The organism is uncultured Helicobacter sp. (genome assembly GCF_910577135.1).
GTDB lineage: Bacteria > Campylobacterota > Campylobacteria > Campylobacterales > Helicobacteraceae > Helicobacter_C > Helicobacter_C mastomyrinus.
The window spans coordinates 49313-70912 of the sequence record NZ_CAJTLL010000005.1 but is presented as its reverse complement, the minus strand read 5'-3'; the positions used below and the strand labels follow the sequence as shown (position 1 = coordinate 70912).

At 39.1% G+C, this 21600-nt stretch carries 22 protein-coding genes; 13 read left to right on the top strand and 9 right to left on the bottom strand.

The features are described from left to right. Window positions 1–26: 26 nt before the first annotated feature. The 9 genes from QZ289_RS03815 to QZ289_RS03775 all read right to left on the bottom strand — a co-directional run bounded on the left by QZ289_RS03815 (window position 27) and on the right by QZ289_RS03775 (window position 8753). Entirely contained in the window at window positions 27–812 is a 786-nt protein-coding gene (locus QZ289_RS03815) for a phosphatidylserine decarboxylase (RefSeq protein WP_295699387.1), read from the bottom strand. A 9-nt stretch (window positions 813–821) separates the two neighbouring features. Continuing rightward, entirely contained in the window at window positions 822–1370 is a 549-nt protein-coding gene (locus tag QZ289_RS03810; RefSeq protein WP_295699386.1) for a queuosine precursor transporter, read from the bottom strand. A 14-nt stretch (window positions 1371–1384) separates the two neighbouring features. After that, a complete protein-coding gene (locus QZ289_RS03805; RefSeq protein ID WP_295699383.1) occupies window positions 1385–3196 on the bottom strand; it encodes a hypothetical protein in 1812 nt (603 codons plus the stop codon). A gap of 45 nt (window positions 3197–3241) precedes the next feature. Further along, complete coding sequence (locus QZ289_RS03800) at window positions 3242–3898, bottom strand: OmpA family protein (RefSeq protein ID WP_295699381.1); 657 nt, start codon at window positions 3896–3898, stop codon at window positions 3242–3244. A gap of 92 nt (window positions 3899–3990) precedes the next feature. Next, window positions 3991–4686, bottom strand: coding sequence for a non-canonical purine NTP pyrophosphatase (locus tag QZ289_RS03795; protein WP_295699379.1), 696 nt, complete (start codon window positions 4684–4686; stop codon window positions 3991–3993). A 16-nt stretch (window positions 4687–4702) separates the two neighbouring features. Beyond that, complete coding sequence (locus tag QZ289_RS03790) at window positions 4703–5662, bottom strand: thiamine-phosphate kinase (protein ID WP_295699377.1); 960 nt, start codon at window positions 5660–5662, stop codon at window positions 4703–4705. 7 nt (window positions 5663–5669) lie between these two features. Next, entirely contained in the window at window positions 5670–6500 is an 831-nt protein-coding gene (nadC, locus tag QZ289_RS03785; RefSeq protein WP_295699374.1) for a carboxylating nicotinate-nucleotide diphosphorylase, read from the bottom strand. A gap of 122 nt (window positions 6501–6622) precedes the next feature. After that, the gene (locus QZ289_RS03780) at window positions 6623–7261 is read right to left on the bottom strand and encodes a superoxide dismutase (protein ID WP_295699371.1); all 639 of its coding nucleotides are present in this window, start codon (window positions 7259–7261) and stop codon (window positions 6623–6625) included. A gap of 565 nt (window positions 7262–7826) precedes the next feature. Beyond that, window positions 7827–8753, bottom strand: coding sequence for a radical SAM protein (locus QZ289_RS03775; protein WP_295699369.1), 927 nt, complete (start codon window positions 8751–8753; stop codon window positions 7827–7829). Window positions 8754–8881: 128 nt separating this feature from the next. On the opposite strand from QZ289_RS03775, the gene QZ289_RS03770 reads away from it, so the two are divergent. The 13 genes from QZ289_RS03770 to QZ289_RS03710 all read left to right on the top strand — a co-directional run bounded on the left by QZ289_RS03770 (window position 8882) and on the right by QZ289_RS03710 (window position 21544). Continuing rightward, window positions 8882–10066, top strand: a complete 1185-nt coding sequence (locus QZ289_RS03770; protein ID WP_295699367.1) for a murein transglycosylase domain-containing protein — start codon at window positions 8882–8884, stop codon at window positions 10064–10066. Further along, window positions 10066–10803, top strand: a complete 738-nt coding sequence (locus QZ289_RS03765) for an arginyltransferase (RefSeq protein WP_295699364.1) — start codon at window positions 10066–10068, stop codon at window positions 10801–10803. Before QZ289_RS03770 ends, QZ289_RS03765 begins: the two co-directional genes overlap by 1 nt. Then, entirely contained in the window at window positions 10803–14366 is a 3564-nt protein-coding gene (locus QZ289_RS03760; protein ID WP_295699362.1) for a type ISP restriction/modification enzyme, read from the top strand. The genes QZ289_RS03765 and QZ289_RS03760 overlap by 1 nt, the downstream gene beginning before the upstream one ends. After that, window positions 14359–14655 (top strand): type ISP restriction/modification enzyme, encoded by a 297-nt coding sequence (locus QZ289_RS03755; protein WP_295699361.1) that lies wholly within the window; start codon window positions 14359–14361, stop codon window positions 14653–14655. Before QZ289_RS03760 ends, QZ289_RS03755 begins: the two co-directional genes overlap by 8 nt. Window positions 14656–14699: 44 nt before the next feature. Further along, window positions 14700–14915 (top strand): hypothetical protein, encoded by a 216-nt coding sequence (locus QZ289_RS03750; protein ID WP_295699360.1) that lies wholly within the window; start codon window positions 14700–14702, stop codon window positions 14913–14915. Beyond that, window positions 14912–15181, top strand: coding sequence for a type II toxin-antitoxin system YafQ family toxin (locus QZ289_RS03745; protein ID WP_295699357.1), 270 nt, complete (start codon window positions 14912–14914; stop codon window positions 15179–15181). Before QZ289_RS03750 ends, QZ289_RS03745 begins: the two co-directional genes overlap by 4 nt. Window positions 15182–15274: 93 nt before the next feature. Beyond that, window positions 15275–15925: a thiamine phosphate synthase gene (gene thiE / locus QZ289_RS03740; protein WP_295699355.1), complete on the top strand. Its 651-nt coding sequence runs from the start codon at window positions 15275–15277 to the stop codon at window positions 15923–15925. Between the two features lie 387 nt (window positions 15926–16312). Then, complete coding sequence (locus QZ289_RS03735; protein ID WP_295699352.1) at window positions 16313–17737, top strand: acetyl-CoA carboxylase subunit A; 1425 nt, start codon at window positions 16313–16315, stop codon at window positions 17735–17737. Next, the gene (locus QZ289_RS03730) at window positions 17738–19168 is read left to right on the top strand and encodes an NAD(P)H-hydrate dehydratase (RefSeq protein WP_295699350.1); all 1431 of its coding nucleotides are present in this window, start codon (window positions 17738–17740) and stop codon (window positions 19166–19168) included. It abuts the gene before it with no gap. Beyond that, complete coding sequence (locus QZ289_RS03725; RefSeq protein WP_295699347.1) at window positions 19168–19950, top strand: thiazole synthase; 783 nt, start codon at window positions 19168–19170, stop codon at window positions 19948–19950. Before QZ289_RS03730 ends, QZ289_RS03725 begins: the two co-directional genes overlap by 1 nt. A 72-nt stretch (window positions 19951–20022) precedes the next feature. Further along, a complete protein-coding gene (gene cmoA / locus QZ289_RS03720; RefSeq protein ID WP_295699344.1) occupies window positions 20023–20733 on the top strand; it encodes a carboxy-S-adenosyl-L-methionine synthase CmoA in 711 nt (236 codons plus the stop codon). Between the two features lie 200 nt (window positions 20734–20933). Continuing rightward, window positions 20934–21080 carry a hypothetical protein gene (locus tag QZ289_RS03715; RefSeq protein ID WP_295699342.1) on the top strand — a complete coding sequence of 49 codons (147 nt, stop codon included), beginning with the start codon at window positions 20934–20936 and terminating at the stop codon, window positions 21078–21080. Window positions 21081–21097: 17 nt separating this feature from the next. Further along, window positions 21098–21544, top strand: a complete 447-nt coding sequence (locus QZ289_RS03710) for a hypothetical protein (protein WP_295699340.1) — start codon at window positions 21098–21100, stop codon at window positions 21542–21544. The last annotated feature ends 56 nt before the right edge of the window (window positions 21545–21600 follow it).

Here is a 21600-nt window from a genome sequence, read left to right as displayed (position 1 = left end):
CTTAAATGTAGTGATTTTATAGAATCTTATGCGTATGTGCCTATATCTTGGGCAAATTTCACCTTTTGTCCAATGTTAATATCTGGAATCATCTGTTCCATAAATAGCACGATAGTAGAACCCATCTTAAACATACCCAGCTCCTCACCCTTTCTAATCGCAATAGGTGTGCGATAGGTATAGCAGATATTATGTGCTTTAGCATTACTTTGAATCTTGCTTTCAAAGTGCATTACCATACTGCCCACATTGAGCGCACCTATAGCGACAAAATATACCCACTTGCCACTAGAAGTCTTGGCTACTACTACCACACGTTCATTTCTCACAAACAAATCTTGATTTTTGCGCAATGATGGCGTATTTACAGGGAGCAATTCTCCACCAAAATACCGCACCTCATAAATTTCCATATCACAAGGGGCGTGATAGCGATGATAATCCCTTGGAGAAAGGTAGAAATTAATATAATGCAGCTCCCTATCAAGCTTTTGCCCTAGAAGTTCTTCAACAGAATATTCCATACCCTTGATTTGTAGGGCATTTTTTTCACTTGTTTTGCCTATTTGTGTAATCAGCGAATCACACGGAGAGATAAGCACGATAGGATTAGGATTAATGCTTCGCTTAACACTCAAAGCACGAGTAAAAAGCGCATTAAGCGATGGATAAGAGGATGCAGGAGCAAACTCATCAAGCTCAATATGAAAGATTTTGACATATACGGTATTAATGAAGGTTTGCAATGGGGAAAAAAACTCATAAGAGGCGAAACGACCAAAAAGTCGCGAAACTTTATTGGAAAAATACATCTTAGCTCCTTATTTAGTATGGATTTTGGGCTTACTTTTGCGTATGGCAAAGACATAGAAAAATGGTGTATCGCATAAAGCAAGAAATGCCTTAATGCAAAAATCAGCTAGTAACATAGCCATAACCTGCTCCCACGGATAAATAAATAAAAAGGCGATATGAAAGAAAATCATCGTATCGATAAATTGTGAAATCATTGTGCTTGCGTTATTACGTAGCCACCAAAGGCTAGGAAAGCAGTTTTTAAGATAGTAAAAGAGATGCACATCAAGATTCTGTGAGATAAAAAACGCACACACACTTGCAATAGCAATACGTGCTTCACTTGCTAAAAGCGAGGGAATAAAGGCGAGAAGTAGCCCCACCCAAAGCGTTTTAAGCACCTGTGGCTTGTTATATTTTTCGCTCAAAATATCCATCAACAAAAAGCTTAGCGGATAAGTCAGTGCACCATAAGTAAGAGGGGTCCCAAGCACAGGATACTGCACGGTGTAATTTGCTAACACAACAATACAAGCAAAAAGTATCGCTGCACCTGCAAACACCCAAAAGTTCATTGCTTTCACCTTGCCTACTCCTTTATCTCATCAGTTAAACTTAGCTGTTCTAAGATTTGATGTGAAAGTTGCGAATTATAGCTAATCAGGCTGTTTTTTAGCTGAAGTTCCCAAGAGTTAAATCCTTCGCGCATTTCCCTTTTAAACTCATCTTGATTAATAGCCTCATCAACGCTATTAATCGCATAATCGCTCGCGACAAAAAAGCCTATCGCACATAAGGGAGCAAATCCCCCGCATAAAAGTGAGCCTCCCCCTGCGCTAATCGCCCCTCCCAATCCCTTTTTCGCTACACTTTTACTCACAACCTTTGCACTTGTCTTAGCAATGGCTTTACCTGAAGCCTTAAGTATCATCGCCCCTGCCACACTTGCACTTAGAAGTGCTGCTACACCATCAGTAGCACGAGGATTAAGCAAATTGAGCTTTTGGGTAAATTCATCAAAAGAAAGCACTTGAGCGATAGGGATATTATTTGCATTTTTATGCACTTTAAAAAAGCTAAAGCTCTGCTCTAGGCGCGTTTTGAGTGCTTGGAAATGTTTATCATAAAGGGCGTTAAGATGTTCTTGCAAATCATAGGGTGTATGAGCTTTGAGTAAAAATATAAATTGCTCTTGAGCTATATCCTCACCCTTGCCAATAGCCGCATAAAAAAGCCTTGTGTATTCGCCATAAACGCTAAAATACCATTGTGAATACTGGTCTATAATCATCTCTTTTTGGACCAAGTATTCATTGAGGATAGATTCTATATCAGTATTGAGCTGAGATTCAAAATCTGTGAGATTTGCTTTGATTTTTGCTTCTAATGCGGGTAAATCATTCATACGTATAAGGCTATCCACCCCTTGCATACTCACTTGGATATAGGATTGATTATGTTTTAAAATCTGTGTGCTTAAAAGCGGCGGATAGGGCTGATTCTTAGCTAATGGCTGCAGGTGAATACTGATATTAAAGGCAATATATACAAAAATGAGAAAAAACACCATAGTAAAGAATTGTTTAAAAGAACGAGATTCTGTGAATGTAGTAGAAGCATATTCCTCTTTTGTAAGGGCAGAATCCTTAGGGGCAGATGCTTTAGGCGATACACTTCCTATGCAAAGTAATGCAAAACTCGCAAATGCCGCGAAATACCCACAGGCAAATAACACATCAAGGGCGATATGCAAGTAAGTATCGGCGATATTAATATATAATGTATCAAGCAATGCCTTTTTAAGCAACACAAAGCCAAAAAGCTCCTGCCATAAACGGCAGGACATCTGCATAATGCCATAATTGTGCATTAATGTGTAGTAGTGGCTTTGCGTATCACTAATGTGCGAGATAGAGGGGGCAAAGCCATTGAGGGCGATTGTTCCTATAAACGCTAGAAAGGCACAGATAAGGGCAGTATATTTTTTAGCCAATATCGGGGCAAAATCGGCATTGAGATTAGCATTACAGAGGGCATATACGATTTTGTAGCCATAAATGCTACAAGGTACAAGGAGACAAAAAATCAATATTTCGCTACCGCTAGGAAATACAAGCATTAAAAAAAGGGATACACACCCTGTAAAAGCGACAAAAACGCTCACTATTTTTGTGAGAAAAAAGCGTCCAAAATAACGATATAAGAGAGAATCAAGCTTGTAATAAGCCTTGATTGTAGCTTGTTTTTTTATCTTTAAAATTTCATAACTATAAATGTATAGGGCAATAAAGATTCCCAAAAATGCGATATAGAGTAATCCACACAAATGTGGATAGAATCCTACACACAAGATAGCTATGATACTACTAAGAGAGAGTGTAAAAGCAAGTAGATATTTCATTGCTTTATAGATCCCCTACCTTAGAGGAGGCAAGGGAAATCGAAGTTATTTTGTAATAGCTGTAAGGTAGATTTCTACGCGGCGATTCTTCGCTCTGCCTTCAGCGGTAGTATTTGAAGCCACAGGATTCTCCTGTCCAAGCCCATCAACCACGAATCGCTCTGTCTTAACACCTTGATTTTTAAGATATGTAGCCACGCTTTGCGCTCTTTGCTGAGAGAGTGTAAGATTCTTAGAGGCGCTGCCTGTGCTGTCTGTATAGCCCACTACGCTAACGATAGTCTTTTCATAGTTGTTAAGCACTTTTGCCACAGAATTAAGCACCTTGTAGAAATCCCCGCTTAAATCAGCACTGCCAGATTTAAAGGCAATATCGCCGGGCATATTGAGCATAATCTCATCTCCATTTTTAGTAACGCTCACACCTGTGCCTTGAAGTTCCTCACGTAGCTTTTTGTTTTGTATATCCATATAGCCACCCACTGCACCACCCGCTAATGCACCTACTCCTGCGCCAATAGCTGCACCTTTAGCCCTATCCTGCTTGCCTACTAATACACCAATTCCTGCACCTACTAATCCCGCACCAATAGCCGTTCTACTCACTTGAGATTCACCTGTAAAAGGATTTGTGGCGCAAGCTGCCATTAAGAGCGCTCCGCACACAGTAAGAGAAATCCGTGAAGTCGTTGTTTGTATCATAAAAATCCTTCTTGTAATTTAAAAATTTCAAAGTCGCGCATTATAAGCAAAAAAATTTTGTTTTTAGCTTAAAATTATCAGCACAGGGCAATTTAATTCAAAGTGGGAAAAAGCATTTTGATACAGCTAGAGAGGGCTTGTTTGCGATGAGATATAGCATTTTTAGCACTTACTTCAAATTCTGCTAAAGTCTTTTTGAGAGGATTTGCAATATCAGGCACAAAGATAGGATCATAGCCAAAGCCCTTATCTCCCCTTATCTCGCTTATGACCTCGCCATATAGCACACCTTCACAATGCTGCACTTCACATTGTGCCAATGGCGGCAGAGGCAAAGATTTGATAAAAATAAATGCAATATGTGCAACAAAAAAGGCAGATGTAGGAGCAAAGGGCTTGATTTGTTCTATAAGGCATTGGAGATTTTCACTATCATCACTATTTTGCGTTGTGTGGGAAAAATGCCTATATCGCGCATATCTTGCACTATAAATACCCGGCTCTCCATTGAGTGCAGGGATACATAGCCCACTATCCTCGGCGATAATGGCAAGAGGAGATTCTAAAAATGATAGAGAATCTGGCGCATTTGTATATCGCGTATATAATGCCTGATAAATGGCTTTTGCCTTAAGCGCGGCATTTTGGGCAAAACTCTTGCCATTTTCTAAAATCTCTAAAGGTTCTAAAATCTCGCTATATGTATATATTTTTGCATTTTTCCCTTCTAGCATAGCGTGAAACTCGCGGATTTTGTGCTGATTACCTGTGGCTAAAATAATCGTCATTTCTGCTCCTTCAAATTTAATGCCAATGCTTAAAAGATGGTAGGATCTGCCTTTGCCGCGTGAATGTACCAAGTTTACACACTTTGATTCTATGACGTGCAGCCTTTCTCTTAAGCCTTAAAAAGTCTTTAGAATCTATGGCAATAAGCATTTCATAGGATTCTCCACTTTGCAATAATGGCTTTAAATACGGTGCAAAAAATGGCATACAAGGCTTAAAGAAAAGATGATTTATCGCGCAAATGCGGGTGATTTCGGCTAAGATTCCATCAGATATATCCATACCGCCCTTAAGGAATGGAGCGCATTCACGGATAAATGGAGCGCGAATATGCGGAGATAAGAATCTCCCTTTTGCTTTAGCAATCCTACCATTAGGTAGATTTAATAGATTTTTTAGCACTTTATAGCATTGAGTGATAGTATTTTGAGGATACCTGTCATTTGTGTAGCATAATATGCTTTTGGGCTTTATTCTATCGCGATAAAGTGTGTGCTTGTGTGCTTTGCCAAAGAGTGTAATGTGGATTTGCATTTTTGCCGCGCTAATGGTATCTCCACCGATAAGCCATATATGATACTTGCGGCAAAAATCACCTATTCCTCGCACAAATGCCTTGATTTCAGCCCTCCCCCAATCCTTTGGCAACGCCACGCTTAAGGCAGCATAAAGCGGTGTGGCATTCATAGCGATAATATCGGAATAATTGACTAAAAACGCCTTTGTAGCGAGTTCATAAGGAGAAAACCAATCGCGCAAAAAATGCACCTCCTCACAAAAACTATCCATACCTACAACAAGCGACTTTATAGTTTGTGTGTGTGTGTGGGATTTGTGTATATGGGCTTTATGTGGGAGCAAGTATGAGGGCAAGGGGTGTATATCTAAAATGCAGCAGTCATCACCCACACCCCTTGTGATACCCTCTTTTTCAAGCAAGGTGAGAAAGTAAGATTCCCTATCAAAGCCCTGCATTATGAATCTAGTCCTTGATTTTCAAACTCAAATCAAGCCATTTAGCCTGATGTATGAGTGAGCCTACACTAATGGCATTAACGCCGCTTAGCGCGTATTCTCTAATATTATTGAGATTGATATTCCCACTCGCCTCTAGGGTAATATGCGGCGCATTGACATTACGATAAGCGACAACCTCCCTAATCTGTGCTAGTTTCATATTATCGCACATCACTACATCAACCCCTGCTTCCATAGCTGCTTTAGCAGCATTAAATGTATCGCATTCTACTTCAATAGGACACATAAATGGCAGTTTATCCCTTGCATTGCTAATAATCGCCTTTAAATCCGCTATATGTGCTAAATGCGTATCTTTTAACATCAACATCGTATCTAATCCAAAGCGATGATTATGTGCCCCGCCATTGCGGATAGAATATTTCTCAAGCTCCCGCAGCAATGGACGAGTCTTACGTGTATCAAGGAGTTTCACAGGAGTATCTTTTATCAAAGTGCTATAATGATGGGCGAGAGTGGCTATACCGCTACTATGAGCGAGGATATTTAAAAGCACACGCTCACATTGCAAAATCTCCACATAACCGCCCTCTAACTCGCATAAATGTTCCCCTTGATGAAAGGATTGTCCATCTTTACGCAAAAAGGTAAGATTGAGATGAAAATATTGCGCTAAGGCTGTGAGATACAACTCCCCCGAGAATATGCCATCTTCTTTAGCCAACACATAGGCTTTAGCCTTTTTCGTGGGTGCAAAAAGCGCATACAAATCGCCCCTGCCCAAATCCTCGCTAATAGCTTGAGTGATAAAAGTATAAATAGAATGTGAAGTCATAAATCCCCTTTATACATAAAACAAAGATAAAGTAGGATAATAGCATAAAATCGCAACACTCATAATTGCATAAATCTGTGTAGATTCTGCTTTAAGAGTGCTGCGGAAGTGCCAAATATAGGCTATTTAACTGGGTGGAGTTCGTTCATATAAAATTCAGCAGAGTTAATGCCCTCTTTGAGCGCCCATTCATAAGAGCAAGAGACAAAAGCCCAATTAATATGCTTCCAAAACGCTTCTAAATATGCAGGACGCGCATTTCTATGGTCAATATAATAAGCGTGTTCCCACACATCGACAACCAAAAGCGGCACTTTGCCATCAGTTACAGGAGTAGCAGCATTGCTTGTTTGCACGATTTCAAGCTTTTTACTTTGTGGGTTATACACGAGCCAATTCCAGCCTGAGCCAAAAAGCGTTGTGCTAGAAGCGAGGAACTTTTCTTTAAAGCTATCCATAGAGCCAAATTCTGCATTGATAGCCGAGCTTAGCTCTGCACTTGCTTCACTGCTTTTAGGGCTTATGCAGTCCCAATAAAAATCGTGATTATACACTTGAGCAGCATTATTAAAAAGCCCTCCGCTTGATTTCAACACAATATCGCCAAGAGCAGCATTTTCAAACTCTGTGCCTTTGATAAGATTATTGAGGTTATTCACATAGGTTTGATGATGTTTGCCATAGTGATATGAGAATGCCTCCTCGCTAATAAAGCTTCCAAATTCGTTCGTGCCATAAGGCAATTTACGTAATTCAAACATTTTTTTCTCCTTAAAATTTATTGTTTGCTTTTAAGCAACCATATTATAAACAATTTTTTTAACTTTTTGCTATACGTTGAAAAGCAAAAGTAGCAAATGTGCCTAGAGCTACTCTCCTTAGTGATAGCACTATCTTGTCTTTTTAAAGAAGCTTTAGTCTCCTCCCACCTCCTCCACAAAAAAAAAGGGGGGGGGGGGGCAAATGGCGAATCTTCTACAAAAAATAAAAGAGGAGATAGGAATAGATTTAAGGAAGCCTTTATTAAGAAAAAAGAAATTAAAAGCTCCTCTCTTACAGAGGGTGAGAGGTATATTTTAAAGCGGAGGTAGGATAATATCTTTTCTATATGCTTAGGATAATTTTATTCTAAAGGCTCATATTTTGGCATAGATTCTAGCACTTCTATGGTATTTTAAACTCTATTTTCTTAAACTTATAACAAAGGCAAGAGTAAAGTTTTGAGAAAGAGCTTGTATCAAAAATGCAAAAAATGGAGATTCAAATAAAACAAATGAGTTCTACTCAAAGAGAACATTTAATAAAAACCAGTCATTCTATTTAAACTCACACTTGATAAAAAGTATCAAGCCCTACTCTACACTGCTTTATATCGCCTTTTTGGCATAATGTATCTAAGAGTGCTAAAGTTTGAGAATCAAACATATTTTGTGCGTCTTTTATGCTTAATGGCCTGCGTTTGATTAAGCCTAGTAATTGCTCTTGTGTGTAGGATTTAGCCTGTTGTGATGATATATTGTTTGAATCCTTGCGTTTTGGGAGATTGACTTGCAAATGCGGATAGGCATAAAAGCATTGTGCAAGCGTCTCTAATCTCTCATCGCTTATCGCCTCTACTTTGTAAGCTGGTGGGCGGTCGATACTGCCTATATCTACACGACAAAGTGGCAAACTCGCTAAAAATGCGGCAATTTCTTGCGCTTGAGAAAGGCTATCGTTTATGCCTTTAACGAACAGCACTTCAGCCACAATCTCTCCCTTAAATTCCTCGCAAAAGCGCACAATGCCCTCCTTGATAGTTTCTAAAGAAAGGCTAGAATGCGGGCGGTCGATACGTTTAAACGCCCTTTTCTCTAAGCTATCGCAAGAAAATTTAAGAATATCAAGCCCTTGAAGCGCCTCACGTATATCTGCTTTCCATAGAAGCGAGCCATTAGTAAGCAAGAGTAATTTTATAGAATCTGGCACTATCTTTTTAAGATTGCTAATTAAGTCTTTGAGATGTGGATAGAGCGTTGGTTCTCCATTGGCAGTAAGCGTCAAAACATCGCATTGATGCATCTCTAGGGCTTTTTTCACAGATTCTATAATTTCTTGCAAAGGCACTACATCACCCATAGAATCTACACTTTTAGCCTTTTGTAGCTCACAATACACGCAGTCAAAATTGCATTGCTTTATCTTAGGGGATAAATCAACCCCTAGTGAGCGTCCAAATCGCCGTGAATGAACAGGACCAAAGACAATTTCCATATTACTCCTTAAAGTCTTGCAGGGCTTTTATTAGGGCAAAAAGTATAGCATATTTTGCATTATGGTAGAAAACTTAACTTTTTAGGATAGAATCCACGCTTTGAAACACTCTATATTAAGGGCTATACTTGAAGATTCTATCCGCACATAAGACTATGACGCTCTGCTACGCGCTTCCTCTTATAAGTTTATTTTATGGCTGCTCTACCTCCACTCAAAATGCAAATATTGCAATAACCGATGATCCACAATACGCAATGCGACAAATCGCTGGAAATCAGCTTAGAGTCTATGGCAATGATGAAAAGGTGCTTTTGCGTAATATCAAAGAAGCTAAAAGACAATATGCCAAAATTACGCAGACTCTAAGCGGCAATATCGCTAAACGATGGAGCAAAGAAGACATCACATTACCAAGTGCGCAAGTCTATGTAAAATACTCTAATGAATACAAAACAAGGGTGAGTGTGAATTTTGCCACAGGAGCGATTCGTATAGAAAGTATCGATGGGGTGAATACGCTAGAAAAGGCTATTGTCAATACACTTTTAATGTCGCAAAACCCAAACCATATGGATTTGTATTCAAGTGGTGATGTAGAGATTAAGGGAAAACCCTTTCTTGCTGGGCTTGTCAAGGATAATGAGGGGGAGGATATACTTAGTTCTTGGCGAGCACAAAAATATGCTAAATATCTCATAACAAACGCCCTCAAAACACGCAATGATGAGAGGGGGAAGCTTGTCAATTATGTCGATTTGCAAATGGTGGGGGATTATCAAAGCAAGAGCGAACACAAATATGAAGCCATAGTACAAAAATATGCACATAAATATAATGTCCCCCCTGCCCTTGTGCTAGGTATTATCCAAACAGAATCTAACTTCAATCCCTATGCAGTGAGTGGTGCACCAGCCTATGGACTTATGCAAATCGTCCCTAGCACAGCTGGAGCGGACGCGTATGAGCTTATCAATGGCAAAAAAGGTATGCCTACAAAAGAAATGCTTTTTGACCCAGAGACAAATATTCATTACGGCGTGGCTTACCTAAGCATACTTTTTAATCGCTATTTGCCTGATGTGAAAAATAAGCAAAGTCAAGAATACTGCGTGATTGCCGCTTACAATGCGGGGGCTGGAAGTGTGCTAAGGACATTCCATAATGACAAAGCACAGGCATTTGCGCGTATCAACGCCCTTAGTCCCACAAGGGTGTATGATACACTTCATTCTAAGCACCCATCTAGCGAGGCAAGACGCTACCTTCTTAAAGTTACTACCTATAAGAAAAATTACGAGCATCTCAAATAATGCGATTAGTTGAATTTTATTCCGAGCAAAAAGCGTGTAGTTATATCGATTCTAAAAAGAGTATATTCCGCTATTTCCATATCCAAAATGTAACGCCTAGCTTTTATTATGGGCTGCTAGAGCGAGGTTGGCGGCGGTTTGGGAATTATTTTTTCACCCCGATGTGTGAGGGCTGCACGGATTGCATTTCTATCCGCACACTTATTGATGATTTTACATTTAGCAAGAATCATAAGAGAGTGCTAAAAAAGGCTCAAAATATCGATATATACATACAAAAGCCCACTATCTCACAAGCCCATATAGAGCTTTATAATCGCTATCATCAATCTATGCGGGATAAAAAAGGTTGGGAATACTCCCCCGTAACGCCTGAATCTTATATGGATATGTTTGTCGATGGGCATCAGGATTTTGGCTATGAGATGCTGTATTTTATGGATTCTCAACTTATTGGCGTGGGGCTAGTCGATGTGGTTTTTGATAGCATTACAGCGGTGTATTTCTACTATGACCATCGCTTTGCTACTTACAGCTTAGGCACACTCAATATTTTAAAGCAAATTCAAATCGCTAAGGAAAATGGCTTAAGATACTTCTACCCGGGCTATTGGATAAAGGATCATTATTGTATGGGCTATAAGGAGCGATTCACCCCCTTTGAAGTGCTAAAAAATATCCCCGATGTCTTTGAAATCCCCCTTTGGGAGATGTATGAGGGTTTAAAGGAGAAATAATGCAATTTTTAAGTGAATACCTTAGTCAAATACAAAGTATTTCACCACAGGATAAAGAGCATACCTACCGCGCTGCTTTAGAAAACCTTTTTGGCATCTTAAGGGATAATCTCGCTATACATAACAAAGCCTTACAATCTCTCCATATCAAACACGAACCAAATAACGACAAAGAGGGCAGAGGCGCACCTGATTTTTTGATACAAAATCAAGGCTTGGTGATTGGTTATATTGAAAACAAACGCGTCAATGCGGACTTGGATTCCATAGCCCAAAGCCCACAGATTGAAAAATATCTGCGACTTAGTGATAATCTAATGCTTACGGATTATTTGCGATTTTGCCTCGTGCGTAAAAATGATAAAGGCAAAGTGCATATCGTGCAGGAATATAGAATCTGCGATTTAAGCCAACTTAAAGCCACTCTTAAAAACAGAGCACTTTTAGAATCCAAAGAAAAAGAATTGACCGAGCTTTTCAAACTCTTTTTTACTTTCAGTCCAAAGCCTATTATCACTGCACAAGAGTTTGCTTCTACTCTTGCTCAACGCACACAGATTCTAAAAGATTCTTTAATAGAGGCGCAAGAAAACCCCCATATCACAAGCCTTTATGAAACTTTCAAAGAACAGCTTTACAAAGAGTTGGATTTCACAGAGTTTGCCGATAGCCTCGCACAAACACTCACTTATAGCCTTTTTCTTGCAAGGCTAAATAATACGAGTGGCAAGGAGATTGATTTGTATAATGCCAAAGCCTTTATCCCTAAGTCTTTCCCACTCATTCGTGCGATGAGTGGATTTTTAGACAATTTAGAGGATTTAGATTCTATCAGATGGCTTATAGAGGAGATTTTGTATATTATCAATCACATTGACATTGCAAGTATCATTCAAGAGCTAAACAAAGTGAAAGAAAAGGACTTGTTAGGGCATTACACCATGCAATTTAAGCACAAAGACCCTTATTTGCACTTTTATGAGACTTTCCTAAGCCAATATGACCCGAGATTGCGTGAGATTCGCGGCGTGTATTACACTCCTGCAAGTGTAGTGAGCTTTATCATTAATGCCATAGATTCTATACTTAAAACAGATTTTGCCTTAAAAAATGGCTTGGGTGCGAGTTTGGAGAATGACAATATCACGCTTTTAGACTTTGCCACAGGGACAGGGACATTCCTGCTTGAAGCTTTCCGCAAAGCCTTAGAATCCACCCCTAAAGATAGCGCAAGATATGAGCCCAAAAAGCTCTTAAAGCAATTCTTTGGCTTTGAATTTTTGATTGCTCCTTATACCATCGCACATTTAAAGCTTTCCCAAAGTTTCAAAGAAGAGTTTAACGCACCTTTGCAAGAAAATGAATCGCTTAATATCCGCCTAACAAACACACTTTATTCCAATAAAGAAAAAGATGAAGCAAACAAGCAAAGCAACCTTTTTGCAGGAATGATAGAATTAGCAGAGGAGTTTAAAGAAGCGCAAAGAATCAAAGAAAATGCCATTCTCATCATCACAGGCAACCCGCCTTATAGTGGCGCAAGTGCGAACAAGGGCTTATTTGAGGATAATGTGCGTATCACTTATGGCTTAGAGCCAAGCGAGGCGCATTTGAGCAAAAGTGAACAAGAAGCAATCAACTTTTATCTGCAAAATCCCAAAAAAGATGCAAATCAAAAATCTACCTTTAAAACCATTCTGCAAAAGAAAAAACTCAAAAACGAGAAAAACCCCAAATGGCTACTTGATGATTATGTAAAGTTTATCTGCTTTGCTGAATCTAAGATTAAAGAACAATCAAGCGGTATCTTTGCCTTTATCTCCAACAACAGCTTTTTAGATAATCCCACCTTTCGCGGTATGCGCTATCACTTGCTAAAAACCTTTGATACAATCTATATTTTAGATTTGCACGGCAATGCGAGAAAAAAGGAAGCCACACCCGATGGAAGCAAAGATGAAAATGTCTTTGATATTATGCAAGGCGTAAGCATTAATATCTTTGTAAAAAATAGAAATTCGTCTCTTACGCAATCTTTGAATGATTGCGGCGGCTCGGCTCGGTCATTTATGCCTGATAAACTCCCATCACCTCACCTTGCAAAACATTCAAGTCTTACGCAAGATACTAGAATTTCTCGTTATAAGTCCTTAAACTCTCATTCTCAATACAGCGAAAATTCTAATGAAAAACCTCAAAAACTCGCTCAAATTTACCATTACGATTTATATGGCAAAAGAAGTGATAAAACAAACTTTTTGTATGAAAACACCTTAGATTCTATTGCTTGGGCTACATTACAGCCACAAGAGCCTTTTTATCTCTTTATCCCACAAAACGAGAGTTTAAGGGTGGAGTATGAGAAAGGCTGGAGTGTCAAGGATATATTTAAGGTTTCAGGGGTAGGAATCTGCTCCAAAAGAGATAAGATTGTATTTCAAAATTCCAAAGAAAATATAAAAAGGCTTTTGCAAGACTTTATCACAAAACCAAAAGAGGAATTATGTAGAATCTATGATATTGGAGAGGATTCTGGGGGTTGGAAGTTGGATTGGGCTATTGATGAAGTTAAGAAAAATAAAGATAATTTAGATGAATTTATAATGCAATGCCATTATCGTCCTTTTGATATGCGTTGGACTTATTATACAGATAAGAATTGTGGTTTTATGGCTCGTCCTGTTTATGATGTGTTTCAACATTTTTTGCAAAGTAAGAATCAAGCATTACTTGTTTCAAGGCAAAGCTCGGCTGTGGGTGATGATGAGATAAATACTATTGCTATTACTGATAAAATTGTAGATATTAATTTTTACCGCAGAGGTGGCGAACAAGTAATGCCTCTTTACCTAAAAAATACAGAATCTAGCAAAGAAAAAAGCACAAAAAAGAGCAAAAAAGATTCTAAATCTTGTCATACCCAAGAAGTGCAAAGTGAGAATGAAGAATCCAAAGGACAATGGGTAGAAAATTTCACGCCTGAATTTAGAGAGTTTATAGATTCTAAATACAACGAACATTTCGCTCCAGAGCAGATTTTAGGCTACATTTATGCGGTGCTATTTCATAAGGATTATAGAGAAAAATACATTGATTTTCTCAAAATTGACTTCCCAAAGATTCCATTTGTGGAATCCAAAAAGAAGTTTTTAGAATTTAGCGCATTAGGGCGGGAGCTTATGCTTGCACATTTAATGCAAGATTCGCAACAAGAGAGAGAGAGAGAGAGAGAGAACAGAAATGATGAGAATGACTTGCAATATTGGGCTAAATGTGGCAAGACAATACAAGATGAGCGGTTCTTGGCAATGTGCGATAGTAACGAATACTCTAGTAGATTTATCGCTAATGGGTGGTGGCAACACAGGTGCGGGGACAATATTCCCCCTCTATCTCTACCAAAAGGCTTAAGTATGAATATCGGTTTAGTCTGTGATAGAGGGTGCAAGTTACAAGAAATCAACAATATCTTCATCACGCAAAACATTATTGATTTGCATTTGGTGGGTAGTGGGAGCTATGTTTTTCCACTTTACATAAATGAAAGGGTAAGAAATGAGTGAGCAAATCGGCGAAGCCAAATACAAAGACCCAAAAAATAAAAATCTTAAAATTGAAAAAATCGCCTATGACCCAAAAGAACAAAAGCTTTTTGTCAATGAAAATTTACATTTTTGCGGTGTGAGTGAGGCGGTTTGGGAATATAAAATCGGTGGCTACCAAGTCTTAGATAAATATCTCAAATCCCACAAAGGCGAGGAGATAGATTATAAGCATTTTAGCAATATCATAAAGACTTTACATAAAAGTTTGGAGATAGAATCTTGCATTGCAAATATAAAATTAGTATGATAATAAATGATTAAAGAACTACCAAAGAAGCAAAAGGAACTCAAATGACTTTGATTTTAGAAAATGTCGATAAGAAATTTAAAAAATCTGTGGAAGCCTTTGCGAAAGCGATTAATGCAAAGTGTAAGGAAAGCCAAGATTCTAGCAAGTCTCACAAAAAGCCAAGCAAAAGGCTTCTAAAAGCCATAGAGGAAGTGCGAAATGGGGAAGTAGAGGTGTTTGAGGATTTTGAGAGTTTTAAAGCGGATTTGATGAAATGAAGTATCTTATAGAGCGGAGCAGGAGCTTTAAAAAATCTTTTAAGAAGCTTAACACAGGAGAACAAGAGCTTGTTTTGAAAATCATTCACAGACTTGCCAATGATAAGCCTTTAGAGCAAAAGCACAAAGACCACGCGCTTAAAGGCGAGTATATAGGCTTTAGAGAATGCCACATCAAGCCCGATTTACTTTTAATCTACCAAAAAGATAAACATATTTTAATCCTCACTTGTATCGATGTAGGCTCACATAGTAAGTTATTTTAAGTGATGATAATTACAAAGATTTCTCTTAAATATAGAGCTACAATATTTGCCTACAAAAAGCATAACTACTAAGATTCTAAAATAGGAAGCAAGATGAAGCACGTACTACAAGGGATTTATGGCATTTCAAATGAAGCCCTTACTCCCTATGAGATTCTCTCTCAATGTTTAGAATCTGCCCTCAAAGGCGGGATAAAAATATTTCAACTCCGCGATAAAAGCCATAGCGATGAGTGGCTCTATGAGAGGGCAAAGCCGCTTATGGAGCTGTGTGAAAAATATAACGCGCTATTTGTGATAAATGATAGACTAAATCTCGCCTTAAAGCTCAATGCCCCTGCCCTACATTTAGGCAAGGACGATGGGGCGATTCAAAATGCGCGGGAGCGATTTAAAGGGATTTTGGGTGCTTCAAGCTATGGAGATTTGCAAAGGGCAAAAGATTTAGAATCTTTGGGTGTGGATTATGTCGCCTTTGGGGCGTTTTTTGCCTCTCCTACGAAGCCAAATGCCCCGCTTGCGCCTTTAGAAATTCTAGAAACTGCTAAAGCGAGTTTAAACACTCCTATTTGCGCTATTGGGGGGATTAGCACTCATAACATACATTTGCTAAAAAATACCGATATGTGCGCAGTTATAAGCTCTCTATGGGAAAAAGATGATACAAATAAATCCCCCCGCACCTCAATTTTTGAAAATATATATCAAAATGCCTCTACCCTCACTTCTAGATTTCAAATCTAAATTTTATAAAAACTTAAAAATGTGCAATTTGTGGAGTTAAGATGAAACAATAAAATGGAATGAGATTTGTGCGATACAATAAACACCTTTTTTGGACAAAATGATTAGCAAAAGGCATAAGCTTCAAAAATATGCGTAATCCCTCTTTAAAATCCAAGCTACACAAGACTTAAAAAGCAAAGGAGATTTTGAGCTTATAACTCTTTTTATTTAAATAAAGCATCATATATCGGCTCTGTTCTTCCCGGCATAAATATAAAATTTTAACTCGATAGAAACAAATCACAAAAGCATTCTGTCTATGCTCTCAAATTTTCCCAAAATACTTAGTATTAAGTATTTTTTAAAGGTTTAGAAACTATATTAATCCATTTCAAAGGAGGCATTATGTTTCAAAAAATCCTTATTGCCAATCGTGGTGAAATCGCCGTCCGTATCATTCGCGCGTGTAGAGATTTACATATCAAAAGTGTAGCTATATATGCACGTGCTGATAGAGATTGTCTACACGTTAAAATGGCTGATGAATCTTATGAAATCAGCGATGACCCGCTTAAGGGTTATCTTGACGCGGACTTGATTGTAGAGACAGCTCTGCGAGCGGAGGTTGATGCGATTCACCCCGGTTATGGATTTTTAAGTGAGAATGCCGCCTTTGCCAAAAAGGTGCAAGAAGCGGGAATTGTGTGGATTGGACCAGATTCACAAACGATTGCCAAAATGGGCGATAAAAACGCTGCTAGGGAAATTATGCAAAAGAATGGAATCCCTATCGTGCCGGGCACTCAACCACTCAATCAATACCCCACAAGAGAAATTGCTAAATTCGCACAAAAAATCGGCTATCCTGTGATACTCAAGGCAAGTAGTGGCGGTGGTGGACGTGGCATACGCGTGGTGGAGAGACAAGAGGACTTAATAGAGGCTTTTGATGCGTGTAAGCGCGAGGCGATGGCATTTTTCAAAAATGATGATGTCTTTATGGAAAAATATGTTGTAAATCCCCGCCATATTGAGTTTCAAATCCTTGCGGACAATTATGGCAATGTGATACATCTCTTAGAGCGGGATTGCTCGATACAAAGACGTCACCAAAAGCTTATAGAAATCGCCCCTAGCCCCCTTATCAGTGAGGATTTGCGACGTAGAATGGGGGCTACTGCTGTGGCTGCGGCAAAAGCGGCGGGTTATACCAATGCGGGGACGGTGGAATTTCTACTTGATGAGAATAACAACTTTTATTTTATGGAGATGAATACCCGTATTCAAGTTGAACACGGTGTTACAGAAGAAATTACCGGCTATGATCTCATAGGACGACAGATTCGTATCGCACAAGGCGAGATTTTAGATTTAACACAGCACGATATACACGCACAAGGCTTTGCTATTGAGGCACGTATCAATGCTGAAGATGTGGCAAATGACTTTGTGCCAAATCCGGGCAAAATCACTACTTATTATCCCGCACTTGGACCATTTGTGCGCGTGGATAGCTGCATTTATAAAGATTATGTGATACCGCCATTTTATGATTCTATGGTAGCAAAGCTCATAGTGAGGGCTTCTAGTTACAATCTCGCTGTGAATAAACTCGCCCGTGCCTTAGATGAATTCACCATTAAAGGCGTAAAGACGACTATTCCTTTTCTTATCAATATTTGCAATGATAAAGACTTTAGGCGCGGGTATTTTGATACCTCATATATCGAAAATAAGATTGATGAACTAATGCCCACACCACAATCTAAGCCCGAAGATGATATGGTAAGCGTGATTGTGGCAGCATTGAGTGCACGTTATGGAGCATAAATGAAAAATATTTATCAAAGCACCGCTTTTTTAGACAAAAGGGCTTGTGAGAAATATCAACTCTCCCCTGAAATTTTAATGGAAAATGCCGCTTGTGCGTTAGAAACACTCATTGGCACACTCACGCACAAAGGCAGTGTGATTACGATTCTATGTGGTAGTGGCGATAATGGAGGCGATGGCTATGCTCTTGCGAGACGTTTGAGTGGAGATTATGCTGTGCGGATTATGCAACTCAAAGAACCTAAATCGCCCCTGTGTCAGCAAGCTTACGAACGCACAATGCAATGTGATGTGAAGTTTATTAAGAAAATTTTACCTTGCGATGTAATGGTAGATTGCGTCGTGGGAAGTGGCTTAAGGGGGAATTTAGAATCTAGTCTAAGTGATGTGCTAAAAAACGCCCAAAAAGCCGCACGTATCAATATTGCCTGTGATATCCCTAGTGGGCTTAATGAATCAAATGATGGCTTTGTTTTCAAGGCACATCACACGATATGTATGGGTGCTATTAGCCTTGTGTGCTTAAGTGATAAGGCAAAGGACTTTGTAGGCACATTGCATATTGGCAAGCTCGGCTTGAGTGAGAGTCATTATCAAGTAAGTTCTAATATCAAAATGCTTGAATCTTGCGATTTATCCCTGCCCCAACGCATACAGGAGAATACCCACAAAGGCAATTTTGGGCATTTGGCTGTGTTTGCAGGAGAAAAATGCGGAGCAGCGATTATGAGCGCGCAAAGCGCATTATCATTTGGTGCGGGACTGGTGAGTATTATTAGCGATGAAAATATCACTATTCCTAGCGAAATAATACAGGAGCATACCTTGCCACAAAAAAGCACAGCCCTTGCCTTAGGTATGGGGCTTGGCGTTGAAAAAAGTGCGGAGATTCTAAAAGATTTATGTGAATCCAGCCTCTCTTGTGTGCTTGATGCTGATGTGTTCCACACACCAATAATAAAAACATTCCTTGATGAATCCCTCAAGCAGCAGCGACTTGACTTCATACGAGAGATTATCCTTACCCCTCACCCCAAAGAATTTGCCTCATTACTCCAAATATGCGACTTAGGAGCATACACCCCACAGAAAAAGCTAGATTTAATGCTTCATTTTACACAAAAATATCCACACACCACGCTTGTGCTAAAGGGTGCAAATGTATTCATCGCTAAGGCACAAGAAGTTTATATCAATCCTCTAGGGAGTAATGCCCTTGCTAAAGGCGGTAGTGGTGATGTCTTAAGCGGACTTATAGGTGCGCTTCTAGCACAGGGCTATGGCGCCCTGCATTCTGCTATTCAAGGCTCACTCGCTCATACACTCGCAGCAAAAGCAGCACTAAAGCATATCGCCTCTTACGCGCTCACGCCTCACACACTTATAGAATCTATTCGCACTCTACATATTTCACAAAGGATAAAATAATGAATGATACATTTTCCATAGGCTCATACAACTTCACTTCACGCCTGATTGTAGGCAGTGGCAAATATAAAGACTTTGCTACTACAAAGGAAGCGACTTTAGCAAGTGGCGCAGAAATCATCACTGTTGCCGTGCGGCGCGTGAATATTATGGACAACAAAAGTGAGAATCTGCTTGAAACTTTTAAGGATACCACGATTCAGTTTTTACCAAACTCCGCTGGTTGCGTCAATGCAAAAGAGGCAATCACACTCTTTCGCCTTGTGAGAGAAGCCACAGGCATTAGCTTTATTAAACTTGAAATTATCGGTGATACAGAAAAAACGCTTTACCCTGATGTAATGGAGACTTTAGAGGCGACAAAGATTCTAGCAAAAGAGGGATTTTGCGTCCTTGCTTATACAAACGATGACCCCATTATGGCAAAACGATTACAAGATGCTGGAGCAGCTGCTGTAATGCCCCTTGCTGCGCCTATTGGAAGCGGACTTGGGATTCAAAATCGCTATAATATTAGCTTCATCAAAGAAGCTATTAATGTCCCGCTGATTGTCGATGCGGGTGTGGGCTGTGCGAGTGACGCAAGTATCGCTATGGAGCTAGGGGCTGATGGAGTTTTGACAAATACTGCCATAGCTCAAGCGCAAAATCCCATAGCTATGGCTGAAGCGATGAAATATGCGGTAAAAGCCGGACGCTTAAGCTATCTAGCCGGACGCATACCGCGTAAGCCCTATGCGAGTGCGAGCTCGCCCATTGAAGGTAAAGCACAACTTGTTTAGATTCTAGGTTGAATATGAAAATAAAACTACACAGATTCTATGCCTGTTTGCATTATAGTAATAAGAGTAGCTATGAAAGATAGAATCTTCACAAAAGATATTGGTAAGCAATTTGAGTTTGATGCGCAAGTGGCAAGTGTCTTTGATGATATGTTAGAGCGTTCAATCCCTCACTACAAGGAAGTGCTAGGGCTGATTGTGGATTTTTGCGCTATGAATCTTAAGACAGAAAATGCGCTTATCTATGATTTAGGAAGCTCCACAGGCACGACACTTCTAGCCCTTTATCAAGCTCTGCCCTCCTCTACACACTTTATAGGGATTGATAACTCTCAAGCTATGATTGATAAAGCCACGCTCAAGACAAAGGCGTATGGGGCAAATATCACATTTTTATGCGAAGATGTTTTTAGCTATCAATTTTTGCCCTCACATATTATTATCGCAAACTATATCTTGCAGTTTATCCGCCCTATGCAGCGACAAGCACTTTTGCAAAAAATCTATGATAGCCTTGCAGATGATGGGGTTTTGATTATAAGTGAAAAGATGAGTTCTCCACATAGAATCCTTGATAAGCAAATGATAGAGCGATATATGCGCTATAAGATGGAGCAAGGCTACACGCAAAGTGAGATTAGCAAGAAGCGAGAAGCCCTAGAAAATGTGCTCATCCCCTTTAGCCTAGCAGAAAATATAACTATGCTTAAAAATGTAGGATTTAGCGGCGTGGAAGTGCTATTTAAGTGGGTGAATTTTGGCACTTTGATTGCTAAAAAATAATATAAAACGATGGTTTTATTTGATGTTTTAGCATCTCAAAAAAATATTTTTATCTTAATGTATGATTTCTTTTTCTACACCACGAGAGCCAAGCGAGAAAGTGGGTAGGATTATTTTAATAAAACCCATACCAAATTGGCTTCATTATATGAAACTTTTATAAAATCTATTATATTTTCAATAAGGGGGGGGGGGATGCAATGGAAGCGGTAGATAAAACAAATGAAATGGAAGCTAAGCTATATGCAAAGTTTGAATCTATATGTCGCAAGATTCCCTATCCGCAGAATACAAGCTATAGAGATATGAATGAACAGGAAAGAAAGGCATATAAACAAATATACTAAGTTTTAGTGCTACAAGAATGAGACATTTTGCAGGAATGATATACGAGCTGATTAAAAATCATTGTAGAACATATATAGCTAAACTTGATAAAAAGTCCTACCCACAGGGCAAAGCATTAGGGTATTTAATCGATGATATAAAGCTACGCCACATGCTCTATTTTAGAATGCTTCTTATCATACATATCCGCTGTGCTGATGATGCTAATGACACCTATACCTTACAGCATAATCCCGATAAAGTAACACAATACATCATAAAAAAACTAAACAGATACGTACGTTATACGGGTGCTGTAAGCGCTAAGCATTCGATCAAAAAGACACAAAATGGGTTTAGACTCGCTATTATTTATACCATGCCAAAAACACGATATCCATCCTACGCCATACACGCCCTTACAGAAATCAAACGCACTCAAAAATTAGAACAATCCTCACGCACACAGAAACAAAAAGCATAAAAGCTATATAAATGGTTTTATAAACCAATCCTCAATCACTTGTTTATCTAACTTTA

Excerpts from the sequence above, each read along its gene's own strand:
- QZ289_RS03815 (WP_295699387.1), bottom strand. The coding sequence starts at position 812 with ATGTATTTTTCCAATAAAGTTTCGCGACTTTTTGGTCGTTTCGCCTCT.
- QZ289_RS03810 (WP_295699386.1), bottom strand. The coding sequence starts at position 1,370 with ATGAACTTTTGGGTGTTTGCAGGTGCAGCGATACTTTTTGCTTGTATT.
- QZ289_RS03805 (WP_295699383.1), bottom strand. The coding sequence starts at position 3,196 with ATGAAATATCTACTTGCTTTTACACTCTCTCTTAGTAGTATCATAGCT.
- QZ289_RS03800 (WP_295699381.1), bottom strand. The coding sequence starts at position 3,898 with ATGATACAAACAACGACTTCACGGATTTCTCTTACTGTGTGCGGAGCG.
- QZ289_RS03795 (WP_295699379.1), bottom strand. The coding sequence starts at position 4,686 with ATGACGATTATTTTAGCCACAGGTAATCAGCACAAAATCCGCGAGTTT.
- QZ289_RS03790 (WP_295699377.1), bottom strand. The coding sequence starts at position 5,662 with ATGCAGGGCTTTGATAGGGAATCTTACTTTCTCACCTTGCTTGAAAAA.
- nadC (WP_295699374.1), bottom strand. The coding sequence starts at position 6,500 with ATGACTTCACATTCTATTTATACTTTTATCACTCAAGCTATTAGCGAG.
- QZ289_RS03780 (WP_295699371.1), bottom strand. The coding sequence starts at position 7,261 with ATGTTTGAATTACGTAAATTGCCTTATGGCACGAACGAATTTGGAAGC.
- QZ289_RS03775 (WP_295699369.1), bottom strand. The coding sequence starts at position 8,753 with ATGGAAATTGTCTTTGGTCCTGTTCATTCACGGCGATTTGGACGCTCA.
- QZ289_RS03765 (WP_295699364.1), top strand. The coding sequence starts at position 10,066 with ATGCGATTAGTTGAATTTTATTCCGAGCAAAAAGCGTGTAGTTATATC.
- QZ289_RS03760 (WP_295699362.1), top strand. The coding sequence starts at position 10,803 with ATGCAATTTTTAAGTGAATACCTTAGTCAAATACAAAGTATTTCACCA.
- QZ289_RS03755 (WP_295699361.1), top strand. The coding sequence starts at position 14,359 with ATGAGTGAGCAAATCGGCGAAGCCAAATACAAAGACCCAAAAAATAAA.
- QZ289_RS03750 (WP_295699360.1), top strand. The coding sequence starts at position 14,700 with ATGACTTTGATTTTAGAAAATGTCGATAAGAAATTTAAAAAATCTGTG.
- QZ289_RS03745 (WP_295699357.1), top strand. The coding sequence starts at position 14,912 with ATGAAGTATCTTATAGAGCGGAGCAGGAGCTTTAAAAAATCTTTTAAG.
- thiE (WP_295699355.1), top strand. The coding sequence starts at position 15,275 with ATGAAGCACGTACTACAAGGGATTTATGGCATTTCAAATGAAGCCCTT.
- QZ289_RS03735 (WP_295699352.1), top strand. The coding sequence starts at position 16,313 with ATGTTTCAAAAAATCCTTATTGCCAATCGTGGTGAAATCGCCGTCCGT.
- QZ289_RS03730 (WP_295699350.1), top strand. The coding sequence starts at position 17,738 with ATGAAAAATATTTATCAAAGCACCGCTTTTTTAGACAAAAGGGCTTGT.
- QZ289_RS03725 (WP_295699347.1), top strand. The coding sequence starts at position 19,168 with ATGAATGATACATTTTCCATAGGCTCATACAACTTCACTTCACGCCTG.
- cmoA (WP_295699344.1), top strand. The coding sequence starts at position 20,023 with ATGAAAGATAGAATCTTCACAAAAGATATTGGTAAGCAATTTGAGTTT.
- QZ289_RS03715 (WP_295699342.1), top strand. The coding sequence starts at position 20,934 with ATGGAAGCGGTAGATAAAACAAATGAAATGGAAGCTAAGCTATATGCA.
- QZ289_RS03710 (WP_295699340.1), top strand. The coding sequence starts at position 21,098 with ATGAGACATTTTGCAGGAATGATATACGAGCTGATTAAAAATCATTGT.